Source organism: Aeromonas sp. 2HA2 (genome assembly GCF_029237345.1).
Taxonomy (GTDB): Bacteria; Pseudomonadota; Gammaproteobacteria; order Enterobacterales; family Aeromonadaceae; genus Aeromonas; species Aeromonas salmonicida.
Genome location: NZ_JAACGB010000002.1, coordinates 402,324 through 419,581, shown reverse-complemented (window position 1 = coordinate 419,581; position 17,258 = coordinate 402,324). Strand labels below are relative to the sequence as shown.

19 protein-coding genes are annotated in these 17,258 nt (G+C 57.7%); 8 read left to right on the top strand and 11 right to left on the bottom strand.

Going from position 1 to position 17,258, the window contains the following annotated elements:
• Positions 1-185: 185 nt before the first annotated feature.
• Positions 186-2,327 (bottom strand): methyl-accepting chemotaxis protein, encoded by a 2,142-nt coding sequence (locus GWQ29_RS05375; RefSeq protein WP_275918922.1) that lies wholly within the window; start codon positions 2,325-2,327, stop codon positions 186-188.
• Positions 2,328-2,393: 66 nt separating this feature from the next.
• The gene (gene dinB, locus GWQ29_RS05370; RefSeq protein WP_275909022.1) at positions 2,394-3,446 is read right to left on the bottom strand and encodes a DNA polymerase IV; all 1,053 of its coding nucleotides are present in this window, start codon (positions 3,444-3,446) and stop codon (positions 2,394-2,396) included.
• A 130-nt stretch (positions 3,447-3,576) separates the two neighbouring features.
• Between dinB and GWQ29_RS05365 the strand changes: the two genes are divergently transcribed.
• Positions 3,577-3,795: a hypothetical protein gene (locus tag GWQ29_RS05365; RefSeq protein ID WP_275909023.1), complete on the top strand. Its 219-nt coding sequence runs from the start codon at positions 3,577-3,579 to the stop codon at positions 3,793-3,795.
• Between the two features lie 96 nt (positions 3,796-3,891).
• On the opposite strand, the gene nqrM is transcribed toward GWQ29_RS05365, so the two are convergent.
• The 8 genes from nqrM to GWQ29_RS05325 are packed head-to-tail and all read right to left on the bottom strand — an operon-like array spanning position 3,892 to position 10,990.
• The gene (gene nqrM / locus GWQ29_RS05360) at positions 3,892-4,116 is read right to left on the bottom strand and encodes a (Na+)-NQR maturation NqrM (RefSeq protein ID WP_005311992.1); all 225 of its coding nucleotides are present in this window, start codon (positions 4,114-4,116) and stop codon (positions 3,892-3,894) included.
• Between the two features lie 11 nt (positions 4,117-4,127).
• Entirely contained in the window at positions 4,128-5,165 is a 1,038-nt protein-coding gene (locus tag GWQ29_RS05355; RefSeq protein ID WP_021139367.1) for an FAD:protein FMN transferase ApbE, read from the bottom strand.
• 3 nt (positions 5,166-5,168) lie between these two features.
• Positions 5,169-6,392, bottom strand: a complete 1,224-nt coding sequence (nqrF, locus tag GWQ29_RS05350; RefSeq protein ID WP_005311988.1) for an NADH:ubiquinone reductase (Na(+)-transporting) subunit F — start codon at positions 6,390-6,392, stop codon at positions 5,169-5,171.
• Positions 6,393-6,410: 18 nt separating this feature from the next.
• Complete coding sequence (gene nqrE / locus GWQ29_RS05345) at positions 6,411-7,007, bottom strand: NADH:ubiquinone reductase (Na(+)-transporting) subunit E (RefSeq protein ID WP_021139368.1); 597 nt, start codon at positions 7,005-7,007, stop codon at positions 6,411-6,413.
• 3 nt (positions 7,008-7,010) lie between these two features.
• On the bottom strand, positions 7,011-7,643 hold the full coding sequence (locus GWQ29_RS05340; protein ID WP_265421686.1) for an NADH:ubiquinone reductase (Na(+)-transporting) subunit D: 633 nt from the start codon (positions 7,641-7,643) through the stop codon (positions 7,011-7,013).
• Positions 7,636-8,424 (bottom strand): Na(+)-translocating NADH-quinone reductase subunit C, encoded by a 789-nt coding sequence (locus GWQ29_RS05335; RefSeq protein WP_021139370.1) that lies wholly within the window; start codon positions 8,422-8,424, stop codon positions 7,636-7,638. Before GWQ29_RS05335 ends, GWQ29_RS05340 begins: the two co-directional genes overlap by 8 nt.
• Entirely contained in the window at positions 8,414-9,643 is a 1,230-nt protein-coding gene (locus GWQ29_RS05330; protein ID WP_021139371.1) for an NADH:ubiquinone reductase (Na(+)-transporting) subunit B, read from the bottom strand. Before GWQ29_RS05330 ends, GWQ29_RS05335 begins: the two co-directional genes overlap by 11 nt.
• A 3-nt stretch (positions 9,644-9,646) precedes the next feature.
• Positions 9,647-10,990: a Na(+)-translocating NADH-quinone reductase subunit A gene (locus GWQ29_RS05325; RefSeq protein ID WP_275918921.1), complete on the bottom strand. Its 1,344-nt coding sequence runs from the start codon at positions 10,988-10,990 to the stop codon at positions 9,647-9,649.
• Between the two features lie 83 nt (positions 10,991-11,073).
• Between GWQ29_RS05325 and GWQ29_RS05320 the strand changes: the two genes are divergently transcribed.
• Positions 11,074-11,388: a hypothetical protein gene (locus GWQ29_RS05320; protein WP_059112150.1), complete on the top strand. Its 315-nt coding sequence runs from the start codon at positions 11,074-11,076 to the stop codon at positions 11,386-11,388.
• 43 nt (positions 11,389-11,431) lie between these two features.
• On the opposite strand, the gene GWQ29_RS05315 is transcribed toward GWQ29_RS05320, so the two are convergent.
• Positions 11,432-11,752, bottom strand: coding sequence for a BolA/IbaG family iron-sulfur metabolism protein (locus GWQ29_RS05315; RefSeq protein WP_059112151.1), 321 nt, complete (start codon positions 11,750-11,752; stop codon positions 11,432-11,434).
• 194 nt (positions 11,753-11,946) lie between these two features.
• Between GWQ29_RS05315 and GWQ29_RS05310 the strand changes: the two genes are divergently transcribed.
• The 6 genes from GWQ29_RS05310 to GWQ29_RS05285 all read left to right on the top strand — a co-directional run bounded on the left by GWQ29_RS05310 (position 11,947) and on the right by GWQ29_RS05285 (position 17,155).
• The gene (locus GWQ29_RS05310) at positions 11,947-13,080 is read left to right on the top strand and encodes a methyltransferase (RefSeq protein ID WP_275918920.1); all 1,134 of its coding nucleotides are present in this window, start codon (positions 11,947-11,949) and stop codon (positions 13,078-13,080) included.
• 24 nt (positions 13,081-13,104) lie between these two features.
• Entirely contained in the window at positions 13,105-13,677 is a 573-nt protein-coding gene (locus GWQ29_RS05305; RefSeq protein WP_275918919.1) for a YajG family lipoprotein, read from the top strand.
• A 17-nt stretch (positions 13,678-13,694) separates the two neighbouring features.
• Entirely contained in the window at positions 13,695-14,246 is a 552-nt protein-coding gene (locus tag GWQ29_RS05300) for a peptidylprolyl isomerase (RefSeq protein WP_270688449.1), read from the top strand.
• Between the two features lie 115 nt (positions 14,247-14,361).
• On the top strand, positions 14,362-14,691 hold the full coding sequence (locus GWQ29_RS05295) for a hypothetical protein (RefSeq protein ID WP_275918918.1): 330 nt from the start codon (positions 14,362-14,364) through the stop codon (positions 14,689-14,691).
• 85 nt (positions 14,692-14,776) lie between these two features.
• The gene (locus tag GWQ29_RS05290; protein ID WP_275918917.1) at positions 14,777-16,156 is read left to right on the top strand and encodes an MFS transporter; all 1,380 of its coding nucleotides are present in this window, start codon (positions 14,777-14,779) and stop codon (positions 16,154-16,156) included.
• A gap of 156 nt (positions 16,157-16,312) precedes the next feature.
• Complete coding sequence (locus tag GWQ29_RS05285; RefSeq protein ID WP_021139380.1) at positions 16,313-17,155, top strand: outer membrane protein OmpK; 843 nt, start codon at positions 16,313-16,315, stop codon at positions 17,153-17,155.
• Positions 17,156-17,258: the final 103 nt, after the last annotated feature.

Below are 17,258 nucleotides of genomic sequence, written 5' to 3'. Positions count from 1 at the left end.
GTCATATGGCTCACTTTTTCTCTTCCATGTTGGTTTACATGTGATTTTTGTGAGTCAGTGGTCTGCGATTGTGGTGTTGTGTTTCTTCCTCTGCGGGAAGAGGGGCTTAAATCGGACCGATTTAACCCAGTCTGTCATCTGAATGTGTTTGGCGCCTCCGGTTGGATGGCGCCTTTTTTCTTATCCTATACCTTGAACTGCCCCACCAGCTGCTGCTGTTTGTCCGCCAGCGCCGACAACTCGCGACCGTTTTCGGCGGAGGCCGCCGCCTCGGCCCGTATGGTATGGCTCACATCGCGAATGTTGCTGACGTTGCGATTGATCTCGTCCGCCACCCCGCTCTGCTCCTGCGCTGCCCTGGCAATCTGCTCGTTCATCTGATGAATGGTCGCCACCGCATGGATGATCTGCTCCAGCACGCTGACCGACAGATCCACTTTTGTCAGCGTCACATCCGCCTGGCTGTGACCCGTCATGATCGCCTTGACCACGGCCTCGGTACCGGACTGAAGCTGCCCTATAAGGGTCTGGATCTCGACGATGGCATTCTGGGTACGCCCCGCCAGATTGCGCACTTCGTCGGCCACCACGGCGAAGCCACGGCCCTGTTCACCGGCCCGCGCCGCCTCGATGGCGGCGTTCAGCGCCAACAGGTTGGTCTGCTCGGCGATCCCCTGGATCACCACCAGTATGTCGTTGATGTTGTCGCTGTTGGCGGCGAGTCGCTCCACCACAGGTTTGGCATCGCTGATCACCGCCATCAACTTGCGCATGGCCTCCTGGGTATCGGCCACCACATACTTGCCCTCCTGCGCCGAGGTATCTGCCTGGTTGGCCGCCGCCACCGCCGAGTTGGCGTTGCCCGCCACCTGCAAGGCAGTGGCACTGAGTTCCTCGAATGCAGTCGCCACCAGATCCACCTCCTGGTACTGGGCCTGCATGCCGGCACTGGTGCGTTCGGCAACCTGAGCCGCCTGCTCCGCACTGGCGCGGGTGCCCGCAACGGTATCGATCACCTGACTGATGGTGGATTGCAATTTGTTGAGGAAGCTGTTGAACCACTTGGCCAACTCGCCAATCTCGTCATTGCGATGCAGGTCAATCCGCTGGGTCAGGTCTCCCTCCCCCGTGGCTATGTCCTTGAGGCGAGCCACCACGGCGCGAATGGGGGCGACTATCTGACGAGCCATCAGCCAGATGCAGAGCAAGGCAACTACCGAAATCACGCCGCCAATCACCAGTTGGGTGACCACGCTGCCATTGGCCTGGTTGGAGAGTTCGTCTTGCAGCTGGCGGGCCGAGGCCAGCACAACGGTGCGGGGAAGCTCGATATAGATGCCCCATTTGTGCTCGGTGCCGCGCATGCTGACCGGCACGAAGGTTTGCAGCAGAGTCCCGTCAGGGCTCCAGCGTGTCATTGTCTGCCCCTGGCCGATCCAGCCTTTCAGATCGCCAGTCAGTGCCTGATATTGCTGCCCCAACGGGCTGCCCAAGGTGACGTCAAACCCATCCACCCCGGCGGCTCGCCCTTCGTGACTAACCAGCAATACCTTGCCCTGTCCGTCGTACAGCGCCTGATCCATCTCCTTGACCAGACTTTGCAGGGTCGCCAGCGAGATATCGACCCCGACCATGCCGAGCAGGGTCTCCTGCTCCAGCAGGGGCACTGTCACCGAGGTCATCAGCACCTTCTGCGACCCCACATCATCGAGGTAGGGCTCGAGCAGGCAGAGCGCCTTGCTGCGAATGCTGCAACGATACCAGTCGTTCTCCACGCCACCTGCTGCCGTGGGGCTCTCGTCCGCCAGCACGGATTCGTCTTGCACCTCAGCTTCTATCTTGCCGTCGACCCGGGCCCAGTAAGTGGAGAAGCGCCCCTTGTCATTGGCACCCAGCTCGCTGGAACCGTGGTAGTTGCTGTCTTCCCCATCCAGCTGATCGGGCTCGAACACCGCATAGACACCAAGCAGGTTGGCGGAAGCCGCCGCCGCATCGTGCAGTTGCTGATTGACGGCACCACGCAGCGCCTCGGAAGAGCCAAAGTTGTCGGCCGCATTCTTGCGCTGGAACAATATGCTCTGAGCCAGCAGAGTGGTACGAAAATAGGCCTCATCCAGATAGCTGGTGACCTTGGCCGCCTGCTCGGATCCCATCGCCTTCATCCAGTTTTCGGCCGAGCGTTGCGCCTCCTCAGTGGTGGAGGTCAGCACCTGATCCTGCATCCGGGCGGCGCTATAAAGAGAAGAGGCAACCAGGGCACCAGCACTGGCCAATAAACAACAACCGGCGATCAGGGTGATCCGCCCCTGAACAGAAAGAGAACTCATGCCACCATTCCTAGCTCATACAGATGTGATCAGTGTATCGGTTTTGGATACAAAAACTTAACCTAATCAAGCAAAATCCAGGCTCAGCTGGTTAACTTCCCCGTCACGAGGCAGGCCCACCACCAGTCCTAGCAGTCGAATGGGCTTGCCCTGCGCCCGAAGCAGCCCTTCATGGAGCAGATCGTGAAACAGCTCGGGCTGATAGCCGCCACGGCGATAGACAGTGGTCTGCTGAAAATCGGCGAACTTGAGCTTGATCCCCTGCCCCATTAACTGCTCCCTGGCATAGCCAGCGGCAAAACGACGCTCCAGCTCGGGAATAAGCTGGCTCAGTACCTGCCAGCAGGCGGCCTCATCCAGCACATCGCTGGCCAGCGTTGTTTCCACGCCAATGGTTTTACGGATCCGCTGCGCCTGCACCGGCTGATCATCACGGCCCCAGATCCGGCCCGTCAGCATCTCCCCCAACTTGCCAAACCGGGCGATCAGCTCATCACTGCTGAGCACTCTCGCATCCTCACACGAATAGAGTCCCTGGGACTCCAGCCGATCGGCCGTCTTGCGCCCAATCCCCGGCAACTTGGCCAAAGGCAACTGGCGCACGAACTCATCCACCTCCTCTGGCCGGATCACGAACAGGCCGTCGGGTTTGCGCTGCTCCGACGCGAGTTTGGCCAGAAATTTGTTCGGTGCGACCCCGGCCGAAGCGGTCAACCCCAGTTCGGTCACTATGGCATGGCGGATCTCGGCCGCCATCAGGGTGGCACTGCCACCACAGCAGTTACTGTCGGTGACATCGAGGTAGGCTTCGTCCAGCGAAAGCGGCTCCACCAGCTCGGTGTAACGCAGGAAGATGGCGCGCAGCTGACGGGAGGTCTCCTTGTAGACCGCCATTCGTCCCGGAATGAGTACAAGCGGCGGGCAGAGCTTCTTGGCCAGGCCACTCGGCATGGCGGAGCGCACCCCGAAACGGCGCGCCACATAGTTGCAGGTCGAGATGACCCCCCGCCGATCGGAGGAGCCCCCTATCGCCAAGGGTACGTCCCGCAGAGCCGGGTTGTCCCGCATCTCTACCGCCGCATAAAAGCAGTCCATGTCGATGTGAATGATTTTGCGCATACCACTGTACGAATAAACAGTTAACTCACCCATGCTAACCCAGCGCACCCGTTTCTGCCATCGGCATGAAACAACGAACAGGCATAAACTCTTAAGGCACCACTCACAACAACTGACAAGGAGGAAGGGCATGAGAGCACTCTGGCTGGGAGTAGGACTGGGACTCTGCCTGCTGCCGCTGTTTGGCAGTACCAAGGACCACCCGACCGCCGAATGCAGCTGGCTGCATGATCGCATCGAGACACTGGAGAAGGCCATCAAGCAAGGGGATGAGCTGGGAACACGGGAGGAACTGGCGCGCTGGAAGGTCGAGTTCAAAAAGAAAGCCTGTCATCAATACGACTACTGAATCACCCTTCCACCAAAGAAAAAGCGGGCTGACCCCAAGGTCAGCCCGCCTGTCATTCAGCCTTGGCCCGAGTGCAACTCGAAAACCCAGGCCCGCTCAGATGATCCGGTTATCGGTCAGCATCTTGCGACGGGCCTCTTCCTTGGCCATCTTCTTCTTGCGGTTGTCACAGGGTTCCGGGCAATCGCACTCTTTTTCGATACCTATAGTGCCCAGTCCACCACAGGAGCCGGAAATGGTCTTCTTCTGGAAGATGTAACCTATGGCCATGGCCACTACAACGACCAGAAATACCCCGAAGGTGATCAGAAAAATCTGCATGCTAGTGCCCCTTACTTTCTAACCAGGTACTGTTTGAACGCATCTGAATAGGCTTCGTCAAACCCATCGGCCGTCTTGGTGATCACGAAGATCGCCAGTCCGCGCTCCTTGGCATACGCCAGGCTCTTCTCGGGCCCGAGCACCATGAACACGGTCGCCAACCCGTCTGCGGTCATGCAGGAAGGGTGAATGACGGTCACCGACACCATGCGATGCTGGATGGGTTTGCCCGTCATGGGATCGATAGTGTGGGAGAAACGCTGGCCATCCATTTCGTAGTAATTGCGGTACTCGCCTGAAGTGGCAACCCCGTTGTCCCCCGGCACTATCACTTCCTGCACCGAGCCGGCATTGGCGGTCGGCTTCTCGATGGCCACGCGCCAGGGGTGCCCCTTGCCGTTGACGCCATTGATCCGCAGCTCGCCGCCGATCTCCACCAGATAATTGCGAGACCCCATGGACTCCAAATACTCGGCCACCTTGTCCACCCCGAAGCCCTTGGCAATGGCAGAGAGATCCACGTAGAGGTCCGGAATATCTTTTTGCAACGTATCTGCATCGGCGGAGGTGATCACATGCAAATTGCCCAGACCAGTCTTCTGACGGGTCTGGGTGATCAGCTCCTCGGAGGGGATCCTGGTCGGACGCGCATCCGGCCCGAAGCCCCACAGATTGACCAGAGGGCCGACGGTAACGTCAAGCGCCCCACGGCTCTCACGGCCCAGATGCAGGGATTCAGTTACCACCCGGGCGGTATCGCGAGAGACCACCACAGGGGTCGAGCTTCTGTGCTGGTTGAAGCGCGACAACTCGGAATCGGGGCGGTACGTCGACATCTGGTCGTTGACCCGCTCCAGCAGAATGTCTACTTCAGCCTGAAACTTGGCCGGATCCTGGATGATCTCATCCGCGACCTTGATGGAATAGTAGGTACCCATGGTGCTGCCGGTGATGTGGATCTCCGGCTTGGATTGGACCGTTTCCTGACCGCACCCAGTCAAGAAAAAGGCTAGCCCTAAGGCTAGCCAGGTCTTTACAACGCTGTGCATTTATTAACCACCAAAGTCATCCAGCAGGATGTTTTCGTCTTCAACACCGAGGTTCTTCAGCATGTTGATGACGGCAGCATTCATGACGGGAGGTCCACACATGTAGAACTCGCAATCTTCCGGCGCCTCGTGGTTCTTGAGATAGTTCTCGAACAAGACGTTGTGGATGAAGCCGGTGTAGCCATCCCAGTTGTCTTCCGGTTGCGGATCAGACAGGGCGACGTGCCACTGGAAGTTGTCATTCTCGGCCGCCAGCATGTCGAAATCTTCGACATAGAACATCTCGCGCTTGGAACGGGCACCGTACCAGAAGCTCATCTTGCGATGGGTCTTCAGGCGACGCAGCTGGTCGAAGATATGGGAGCGCATCGGCGCCATACCCGCACCACCACCGACGAACACCATTTCGGCATTGGTATCTTTGGCGAAGAACTCACCGAACGGACCCGAGATGGTCACCTTGTCGCCAGCCTTGAGGCTGAAGATATAGGAGGACATCTGGCCGGGAGGCGCAGTCCAGTTGCTGGGCGGCGGGGTCGCGATCCGCACGTTCAGCATTATGATGCCGAACTCTTCCGGATAGTTGGCCATGGAATAAGCACGAATGATCGGCTCGTTGACCTTGGACTCCAGTTCGAAGATCTTGAAGCGATCCCAATCCCCGCGATACTCCTCGGGAATATCGAAGTTCTTGTACTGCACGTGGTGAGCAGGGGCTTCGATCTGGATATAACCACCGGCGCGGAACGGCACGCTCTCGCCATCGGGGATCTGCAGCTTGAGCTCCTTGATGAAGGTGGCCTTGTTATCGTTGGAGATAACAGTACAGTCCCACTTCTTCACCCCGAAGATCTCTTCAGGCAGCTCGATATCCATGTCGGAACGCACTGTGACCTGACAGGCCAGACGCTCCCCATGACGGGCTTCACCCTTGCTGATGTGATCCAGCTCGGTCGGCAGAATATCACCGCCGCCAGCTTTCACCCGCACCTTGCACTGACCACAGGAGCCACCGCCGCCACAGGCGGAGGAGACGAAGATGCCGCTGCCGGCCAGCACGCCGAGCAGCTTGCCACCCGCCGGGCTGGTGACAGCCTTGGCCGGGTCGCCGTTGATGCTGATTGTCACGTCACCTGCGGTCACCAGCTTGGACTTGGCGAACAGAATAACTGCCACCAAAGCCAGCAGGATCACGGTGAACATGACCACACCCAGAATAATTTCCATCTATTATTCCTTTTCCGATTACAGGGAAATACCAGAGAAGGACATAAAGCCCAGCGCCATGAGTCCCGCGGTGATGAAGGTGATGCCCAGTCCACGCAGACCTTGCGGCACGTCGGAGTACTTCATCTTCTCGCGGATCCCCGCCATCGCCACGATGGCAAGCATCCAGCCAGCACCCGACCCCACGCCATAGACCACAGACTCCACAAAGTTGTAGTCACGCTGCACCATGAAGGAGACGCCACCGAAGATGGCGCAGTTCACGGTAATGAGCGGCAGGAAGATACCGAGCGCGTTGTAGAGCGCAGGGAAGTACTTGTCCAGCGCCATCTCCAGGATCTGCACCAGGGCTGCAATCACACCGATAAAGGTGATGAAGCTCAGGAAGCTGAGATCCAGGCCGGAGACCAGAGCACCATCCTTGAGGACGTAGTTGTAGATCAGGTTGTTGGCCGGAACGGCAACGGTCTGAACCACGATAACGGCAATCCCCAGACCCATGGCGGTCTTGACCTTCTTGGACACTGCCAGGAAGGTACACATCCCCAGGAAGAAAGAGAGGGCCAGGTTTTCGATGAAAATCGAACGAATCAACAGACTCAGATAGTGTTCCATACCTTAATCCTTCGCCTCCACCTGCTTGGGATCCTTGGTGCGAACGCCCCAAATGATCAGACCAATGATGAAGAACGCACTCGGCGGCAGCAGCAGCAGACCGTTAGGCACATACCAGCCACCATTGTTCACCAGCGGCAGCAGCTCGATACCGAACCAGGTGCCGGAGCCCAGGATCTCACGCACTGTGGCCACGGTCAGCAGCACAGCGCCATAACCCAGACCGTTACCGATACCATCCAGGAAGGAGGGCAACGGGGCGCTCTTCATGGCATAGGCTTCGGCACGACCCATCACGATACAGTTGGTGATGATGAGGCCCACGAATACCGACAGTTGCTTGGAGATCTCATAGGCATAAGCCTTGAGCACCTGGTCAACCACGATAACCAGTGACGCTATGATCGCCATCTGGGCGATGATCCGCACACTGTTCGGGATCTGGTTGCGGATCAGGGAGATGAACAGGTTGGAGAAGGCAGTGACCGCGGTAACGGCCAGCGTCATCACGAATGCCGTCTTCATCTGGCTGGTAACGGCCAGCGCGGAACAGACACCCAGCACCTGCAAGGCGATGGGGTTGTTGCCGAGCACAGGCGTCAACAGCAACTTCTTCATTTCGCTCTTGTCAGCCATTGTTGATTTCTCCTGCACGAATCTTGGCCAGGAAAGGACCAAAGCCCTTGGGTCCCATCCAGAAGTCGAACGTGTGCTGTACACCGTTACCGGTCAGAGTCGCGCCAGACAGGCCATCGATCTCATGCTTGGAACCTTCAGGGGCGTGGCCCTTGATGACTCGCAAGGCTGGCATGCCGTCCTGATCGAACAACTTCTTGTCCTTGAACAGACCTTGCCAGACCGGGTTTCCAATCTCGCCGCCCAGACCCGGGGTTTCACCATGGTCATAGTAGGTGATGCCCTTGATGGTCTCGCCATCTGCCGCCACGGCAACGAAGGCATACATGGTGGACCACAGACCCTGGCCATAAATTGGCAGAATGATGTTGTCGACCTTGCCTTGCGCATCCTTGGCGAAGAACACAGGGATCAGCCTGGAGATTTGACGCAAACCAGCCTTGTCATCGGCAGGTGCCAGACGAATGCTTTTTGCCGGGTCTTTCGCTGCCAGCTTGGTGTCGAAGTTGTCGGCATCGCCGTCAACGAATTCACCGGTAGTCAGGTCAACCAGACGCGCTTCAATCTTGTCACCGTACAGTTGGGCCAGGTCACGCTTGGCCACACTGCTGATATCGACACCGGCAACGGACAGGATATTGCTTTGCTTGTCCAGCGCCTTGTTTTCCAGCTGAGCCGGACGCAGCCCCACAGCAGCCACTGAGACCACGATGGAACATACCAGACACAGACCAGCCACGACGGTAAGGGTGCCGACGGTAGAGTCTTTATTAAACGCCACGAGCGATCCTCCGCTTGATGTTCGCCTGCGCCACGAAATGGTCAAACAAGGGGGCAAACAGGTTGGCAAACAGAATGGCCAACATCATGCCTTCCGGGAACGCTGGGTTCACCACCCGGATCAGCACTACCATGACGCCGATCAGGGCGCCATACCACCACTTGCCCTTGTTGGTAAAGGCGGCGGAGACCGGATCGGTCGCCATGAATGCCATACCGAAGGCAAAGCCGCCCAGCACCAGATGCCAGTGCCACGGCATGCTGAACATGGGGTTGGTATCGGAACCTATGACGTTGAACAGCAGGGAGGTGGCGACCATACCGATCATCACGCCTGCGATGATGCGCCAGGAGGCGATCCGCATGTAGACGATCATGGCAGCACCGATGAGGATCATCAGGGTAGAGACTTCACCGATGGAACCCGGCAGGTTGCCAAGGAAAGCGTCCATCCAGCTGATGGCCTGGCCGGTTGTACCGTTGATCAGCGCCATCTGACCGCCCTGGGCCCATTGGCTCAGCGCAGTCGCGCCCGAATAGCCATCAACGGCAACCCAGACGGCATCACCGGAGATCTGGCCCGGGTAGGCGAAGAACAGGAACGCACGACCCGCCAGGGCCGGGTTCAGGAAGTTCTTGCCGGTACCACCGAACACCTCTTTGGCCATCACCACACCGAAGGTGATGCCCAGAGCGGCTTGCCACAAGGGCAGCTCTGGCGGCACTATCAGGGCGAACAGGATGGAGGTCACGAAGAAGCCTTCGTTGATCTCGTGCTTGCGCACCATGGCGAACAGCACTTCCCAGAAACCACCGACCAGGAACACGGTCAGGTAGATGGGCAGGAAGTGAGCCGCACCGATCAGCATCTTGCTGCCGATACCGGCAACCGCTGGATCCAGTGAGGCTCCCAGCAGAGTCGCTATGGTGTATTGCCAGGTATCGGCACCGGCCGCGCTGCCCAGATGGGCGATGGCGGCGATGGACTGGTTGCCGACGTTGAACATGCCCCAGAACATGGCCGGGAACACGGCCAGCCACACCATGATCATCATGCGCTTCAGATCGATCGCATCACGGACGTGGGCAGCGTTGCGGGTCACGGACCCGGGGGTATAAAACAGGGTGTACGCCGCTTCGAACAGGGCATAGTACTTGGCGTACTTGCCACCCGGCTCGAAGTGATGTTCCATATTTTCAAGAAGTTGCTTGAAACTCATCGCTTAACCTTCCAGTTCTATCTTGGTCAGGCACTCACGCAAGATCGGGCCGTACTCTGTCTTGCCGGGGCAGACGAAGGTACAGAGCGCCAAATCTTCCTCATCCAGCTCAAGGCAACCGAGCGCTTGCGCACTGTCGGCATCGCCGGAGACCAGATCCCGCAGCAGCAGGGTCGGCAGGATGTCGAGCGGCATCACACGCTCATAGTTGCCGATAGGCACCATGGAGCGATCACTACCGTTGGTGGTGGTAGTGAAGTTGATGAGCTTGCCCTTCATCAGATGAGAGAGCGTCGTACGGGTGATGGAGAATTTGCTGGCACTGGGTTTGACCCATCCCAGAAACTCTTTCTCACGACCTTCACTCAGCACGCTCACCTGATTGTGGTAACGACCCAGGTAGTCATGGACTCCTTCGGCCTTGGCACCACTGAGCAGGGAACCGGAAATGACGCGGTTTTCACCCGCGCGCAGCTCGTTGTTGGTCAACTGGCTGATGCAGGCACCCAGACGGGTACGCAGCAGGCGTGGCTTGAGTACGTTCGGGCCAGCCAGGGCGAGCACCTTGTCGGTGAAGATCTGGCCAGTGGTGAACAACTTGCCGTACGCGATGACATCCTGATAGTTGATATGCCACTGCACCTTCTTGGCGCTGACCGGATCCAGGAAATGGATATGGGTGCCAGGCAGACCGGCAGGATGCGGACCGACGAACACTTCTTCTTTGACTTGCGCCAGAGAAGCGTGCGGCAGGCTGGCCTCGCCTTTACAGACGTAGACGGCGCCATCGGTCAGGCGCGTCAATACGGCCAGACCATCGAGGAAAGCCTGTGACTGTTCCTTGATGATGAGCTCGGCATTGGCAGCCAGCGGGTTGGTGTCCATGGCGGTGACGAAAATGGCACGGGGAGAAGACTCCACGGCCGGCACCTTGCTGAACGGGCGAGTACGCAACGCAGTCCATTGGCCTGATGCGACCAGGATCTCCTGCACCTTGCTGCGCGCGAGCTGTGCCAGCTCGGCAGACGCAAAGTGTTCAAAGGTCACCTGCTCGTCGGACCCATCGATATCGATGACAACGGATTGCAGAATGCGCTTGGCACCCCGGTTGATCTCTGAAACCACACCGGTGGCAGGGGCCGTGAATTTAACGCCAGGGTTCTTCTTATCTTCGAAGAGCTCCTGACCTTTAATGACGCGATCACCTACTTTGACAAGCATAGTAGGACGCATCCCCACGAACTCTTCGCCGAGTGTAGCAACACGGGTGATGGCCGGGCCATCGTAGATTACTTGCTCCGGAGCACCCAGCACGGGGATGTCCAGTCCTCTTTTAATTGTAATCATACTCACTTGCACTACCGTTAAGGGAAGACAGGTTGGTTAGCGCCGAGAAATACATCACGACGAGTTGTTGAATGAGCCCGTTCATGTTGCAGGATAATGTCGAAGCGACAAACAAATCAGCAACATACAGGGTCATTCAAAAGCGCTTGAGTTTAGCACTTATGGCAAGTCAGCTTCTATGCAAAATGGGGAAAATCCCCGCTCTATCACAAAATCATCGAAATTTAATCGCGCCGTTTTTTTCGCTAAACCTCAGGCTCTGCGTTGAGTTAGCCATTAATACCCCAAAATGGGTAATAGTTTTTATGTTCAAAAATGGATTAGAAATTTTGATGTCTGGGCAGGGGAATAGCGCCCTGCTTCCGGACACAAGACGCAGCCCAAAAAACGTTTGTTAATTGTTAACTGGTCGCGGATTAAGTAACTGATTAGTCAATAATGTTAGGTCAGCCCATTTTTGCTGACACAGCTCGGCGTCTTTGGTGCCTGTTCCCGTTGCAACCACTCCTGCTCCGTATAGGTATGCAACGCCAGTGCATGAATGGCGCCAGCCAGCTCGTCGGCCAACACGGCATTGACCTGACGATGACGGGCCAGCAACCGGTGACCTTCGAAATGCGGGCTCACCACCACCACCTTGAAGTGGCTCTCGGAACCCGGTGCCACCCTGTGCATATAGCTTTCGTTGACGACCTCAAGATGAGTGGGGGACAAGGCAGCGGCCAGCTTGGCCTCTATCTGTTGTTGCATGGTCACGAGCATCACTCCCAAAATAGATGTCCGGCCATTGTAGCCAGAGTTGGCGGTATGACGAAATTGCCCCGCGTGGGAAAATGGCCGCAAATTTGCCCCGCCCACACAGCTGCCGGACTGGTGAAATTCTCCGCCCCCGCTAGAATAGCGCCACTTTGCGCCCCGTCGGCGCCTGTTTTATGAATCACGTTGGACTCTCGCTTATGCAAACCCTTCTCGACACGGCTCATTGTCATCTGACCCTGTATCGCTACCCACGCCAGAGCCAGGATCCGTTGCAAGCCTGGGATGCGGCAGACGAGTATCTGATCAATACCCTGGCTGAGACGCCACTCGAACAAGCCGGCCCCGTCATCATCATGAATGACGGCTTCGGCGCACTGGCGGCGTTTCTGCATCCTCACGCCCCTGTCTGTGTCAGCGACTCCTATATCAGCGAGCGGGCGACCCTTGCCAACCTCGCAGAGAACGAACTGGATCCTCACGCCATCAGATTGCAGGATGCGCTGGCGCCGCTGCCCCCTGCCCCGGCACTGGTAGTGATCAAGGTATCCAAGTATCAGGCGCTGCTGGAGCAGCAACTGCTGGCATTGCGTGCGGTGGTCACACCGGCTACTCGCGTCATTGCCGCCGGCAAGGCCAAGGACATTCACAGCTCGACCCTGGCACTGTTTGAAAAATACCTGGGGCCAACCCGCACCTCGCTGGCCTGGAAGAAGGCGCGCCTGATCCATTGTGAGCCGCAAGCGATATACCCGGAACTGGCCAACCCCTATCCGACGGTCTGGCCGCTGGAGGGCACCGGCATGCTCATCCACAACCATGCCAACGTGTTTTCGCGCACCAGCCTGGATATAGGTGCCCGCTTCATGCTGGACAATTTGCCTGTCCACAGTGCGCGCAAGGTGATCGATCTCGGTTGCGGCAACGGTGTGCTGGGGCTGGCTCTGCTGGCGAAGGATCCCGAGGTGGAAGTGACCTTCATCGACGAGTCCTATATGGCAGTGGCCTCGGCGCAGCTGAACGTCGAGCACAATCTGCCAGACGGCCTGCCGCGGGCCCGCTTCATGGTCAATAACTGTCTCGACGGTGTGGCTGTCGGTTCGGCGAACAGGATCCTCTGCAATCCCCCCTTCCACCAGCTGCAGGCTATTACCGATCATATTGCCTGGCAGATGTTCACCGATGCCCACCGGGTGTTGCCCCAGGGGGGCGAACTCTGGATAGTAGGCAACCGTCATCTGGATTATCACAACAAACTCAAGCGCCTGTTTGCCAACGCACAAGTCGTTGCGTCGAACAGCAAATTCGTTATTTTGAAAGCCATCAAACGCTAAAGATAAGGTTAAAGGAAACCCATGATGAAAAAGTCAATCTTGCTGCTGGCCGCCCTGATGCTGGGTGGTTGTGCCACTCACTGGCCGGAAACCGCGCTGCTGAACCCGCAGGTCATCCCCTCCAACCAGCAGTACTACTCTGGCAACCGCATCACCCTGGAAGGGGTCGACAAGCGTGAAGCCGCCTACGTCTTCTCCATCAAGAAGAAAGAGAAGGCAGCCGTGCTGGTCAACAGCGAACAGCCGCTCAACAACCTGCTGGCCGAGAAACTGGCCGAAGGGCTGCGCAGTCAGGGACTGATCGTTGGCAACAGCGGTACCACCAACCTGACCCTGGCCATCTCCAGCGCCGCCGTCACGGTGGAAGAGAAAACCTTCACCTATGTCACCAAGTCCCACGTCAGCCTGCAGGTGATTGCCGACTTCCAGGGCAGCAAGCTGACCAAGCAGTTCAACATGTCTTCCAGCAAGGAAGGTCCGGGGGAGCCGAGCATGGCCGAACTGGAATCCATCCTGAACCAGCAATTGGGCAGCCTGCTGCAACAGATCATGACGGATGACGCTCTGCGTGGTTACCTCAAGGGTCAGCCGAGCTGAGAAAGGAGAGCTAAACAATGAAGAAACTCTGGTTACTGGCCATGCTGATCGCCCCGCTGGCGTTTGCCGGCCCCAAGGTCAGGATGGAGACCAACCACGGCAATATAGTGGTGGAGTTGGCATCCAAACAGGCGCCGCAGACGGTGAAGAACTTCCTGCGCTACGTAGCGGACGGCAGTTATGACGGCAGCCTGTTCCACCGGGTGATCCAGGATTTCGTGGTGCAGGGGGGCGGCTACAACCAGCAGTTCCAGCAACTGCCGACCTTCGATCCCGTGGTCAACGAATCCAAGGGCGGCCTGCCCAACAAACGCGGCAGCATCGCCATGGCCCGTACCCAGGCCGTGGACAGCGCCACCCGCCAGTTCTACTTCAACCTGACCGACAACAATAACCTCAACGCCAATGCCAGCGCCGGTTATACCGTATTCGGCCAGGTCGTGCAGGGTATGGATGTACTGGACAAGCTGGCCCAGGTGCAGACGGGTTACAGCTCCATTCTGCGCGCCAACGACGTACCCACCAGCCCCATCATCCTGAAGAAGGTGGTGTTGCTGGCGGAGAAATAACGCGAGCCGGATCACATTCCTCCGCGTCTTTGCCCGGGTCACCGGCGCCCCTTTCTATACTCTGGCCCTGCCCCGTTTCCCGGGGCATGGCCCACCCGAGGAGAAGGAGGTTCCGGTGATCTACCACCAGAACTTAACCCAACACGCCGTCCCGCTGGCTCGGGCGGTTCGTCACTTTCTGGCACGAGAAATCCCCTATCAGCAGTTGGAAGCCTTGAGCTGGCAGCTCCTCTCCCACTGGCAAGATTTGCCCCACGCTCCCTATAACACCCAAGCCGCCACCGATCAGGAGGGGGTCTTCTGGTTCCTGCTGCACAGCCTGCATCAGTGGGATGAGCAGCAGATCATCGCCGATGTCTGGCTGCGCATGCAGCTGATGGCGTGTGCCAATTATCTGACCATGGAAGGCCCCTGCCCCCGTCACTGCATGGGTTCCCGCCCCTGAATCCTGGTCCGCCCTGCTCGGCTTGCCTTGGCTATCCCCCCCGAACCTGACAAAATGGCGCAATTTTCCCAGAGGAGTCAGGTATTTGAACACTGTCCGCACACCGAGCTGGCGAGACTCGCTCGCCGTCTATCTTGAGTCTCGGGTCCTCATACTGTTTGCCATGGGCTTCTCTTCCGGTCTGCCGCTGCTGCTGGTGTTTGGCACCCTGTCGTTCTGGCTGCGCGAGGCCGATGTCAGCCTGACCGACATAGGTTACATGAGCTGGGTAGCACTGGCTTATGGCTTCAAGTGGCTGTGGTCACCGCTGGTCGATCGACTGCCCCTGCCACTGCTCTCCCGCTGGCTGGGGCGGCGTCGCAGCTGGATGCTGCTCTCCCAGATACTGATTGCCGCATCACTGGTGGGCATGGCCTTCTGCGATCCCAAGACCCAGCTGGCCCAACTGGCCCTGTTCGCCCTGTTGGTGGCGTTCGCCTCCGCCACTCAGGACATCGTCATCGACGCCTATCGCATCGAGTCGGCGCCGGAGCGGCTGCAGGCAGCCATGGCCGCCTCCTATATGACAGGTTATCGACTGGCGATGATCATGGCGGGTGCGGGGGCACTGGCGCTGGCAGCCTGGCTTGGCAGCAACACCGGCTATGACTACAACGGCTGGCGACTCACCTATCTGCTGATGGCGGGACTCATGTCTCTTGGCGTCATCACCACACTGATCTGCCATGAGCCGGATATCGATCTCGCCGGTCAGAACAAACAGCAGGAGGCGCGCAAGGCGCTGCTGCTCTCCCATGGCTGGCCAACCTCGCTGGCCGGAGTCGGTGCCTGGATCTATGAGGCCATCTGGTGTCCGTTTGCCGATTTCTTCCGCCGTTACGGTGGATCGGCCATGCTGATCCTCGGGCTCATCGCCTGCTATCGCATCTCGGACGTGGTGATGGGCGTGATGTCCAACAGCTTCTACGTGGACATGCAGTTCAGCAAGACAGAAGTGGCCACCATTACCAAGGTGTATGGCGTCATCATGACGCTGGTGGGTGCTGCCCTGGGGGGCGTGCTGGTGATGCGCTTTGGTACCTTGCGGATCCTGTTCCTCGGCGCCCTGCTCACCGCCAGCACCAACCTGTTGTTTGCCCTGCTCAACGAAGTGGGCCACAACCTGCAGCTGCTGACCCTGATCATCTCGGTCGACAACCTGAGCGCCGGCATAGCGACTGCCGCCTTCGTGACCTATCTGTCGAGCCTGACCAACGTGGCCTTCTCCGCCACCCAATACGCCCTGTTCAGCTCAGTCATGCTGCTGATGCCCAAGCTGCTGGCAGGTTTTTCCGGCCGCTTTGTCGAACAGTTTGGCTACAGCACCTTCTTTATTGGCACCAGCCTGCTTGGCATTCCGGTGTTGATCCTGATCGTCATGGTTGCCAGACGAGGAAGGGCTTTGCTCTCGGAATCGGACAAATAGCAAGCGTTTGCGTGAAATTGGGGGTGATTAGATTCACACTTCCGAATAAAGTTCCCCGGTGCTTGTTTCTCCGATGAATTTATTTGGCTAGAATCCCTCCCGCTCCTTGTGGGCAGGCTACGGAAAACCTCAACTAACGCACAAGAGACCAATAAAATGGCCAAATTTACCAAGACTCTGATCGCTGCCGGTCTGCTGGCTGCTGCCGCTACTCCGGCCTTCGCTGCTGACTACAGCGGTGACATCCACAAGAATGATTACAAGTGGATGCAGTTCAACGTCATGCACACCATCGACCAGCGTCCCTTCACCTCCGGTCAAGATAGCTACAACGATACCTATTTCGAAATGGAATTCGGTGGTCGCTCCGGTCTGTTTGACCTGTACGGCTACGTTGATGTGTTCGACATCTTCGACTCCCGTCACAGCGACAAGCACAATGGTCAGAACCTGTTCATGAAGTTTGCGCCGCGTATGTCTCTGGATGCGCTGACTGGTAAAGATCTCTCCTTCGGCCCGGTGCAAGAGGTGTACATCGCCTCCCTGAACAACATCGGCGACAACCAGATGGAAAACATGATCGGTCTGGGTGCTGATGTCATGGTTCCCTGGTTCGGCAAAGTTGGCATGAACCTGTATGCCCGCCACGCTACCGAAAACCAGTTCTTCACCGAAGAAGAAGGTGACTGGAACGGTTACTGGTTCGCCATGAACTGGTTCAAACCTTTCTATACCTTCAGCAACGGCAGCTTCGTTTCCTATCAGGGTTACCTGGATTACGCCTTCGACCTGGATACCCACAACCGTGCTGACCGTACCAGCGACAACATGGCGACCTTCCACGGTATCTACTGGCACTCCGACCGCTACGCAGTGGGTTATGGCCTGAAGTACTTCATGGATGCCTACGGCACCAAAGACGGCTCTACCGCGTTTGACGGTACCGCCTGGAAGAGCTCTGGCTTCAGCCACTACTTCTCCGTTACCTACAAGTTCTAATCGAACGGGTAATGTGGACACAAAAAAACCGGAGCAGCTGCTCCGGTTTTTTTATGGCTCTGACATCGAGCCTTTTACTATCGCACTATGTGCAATCGAACAA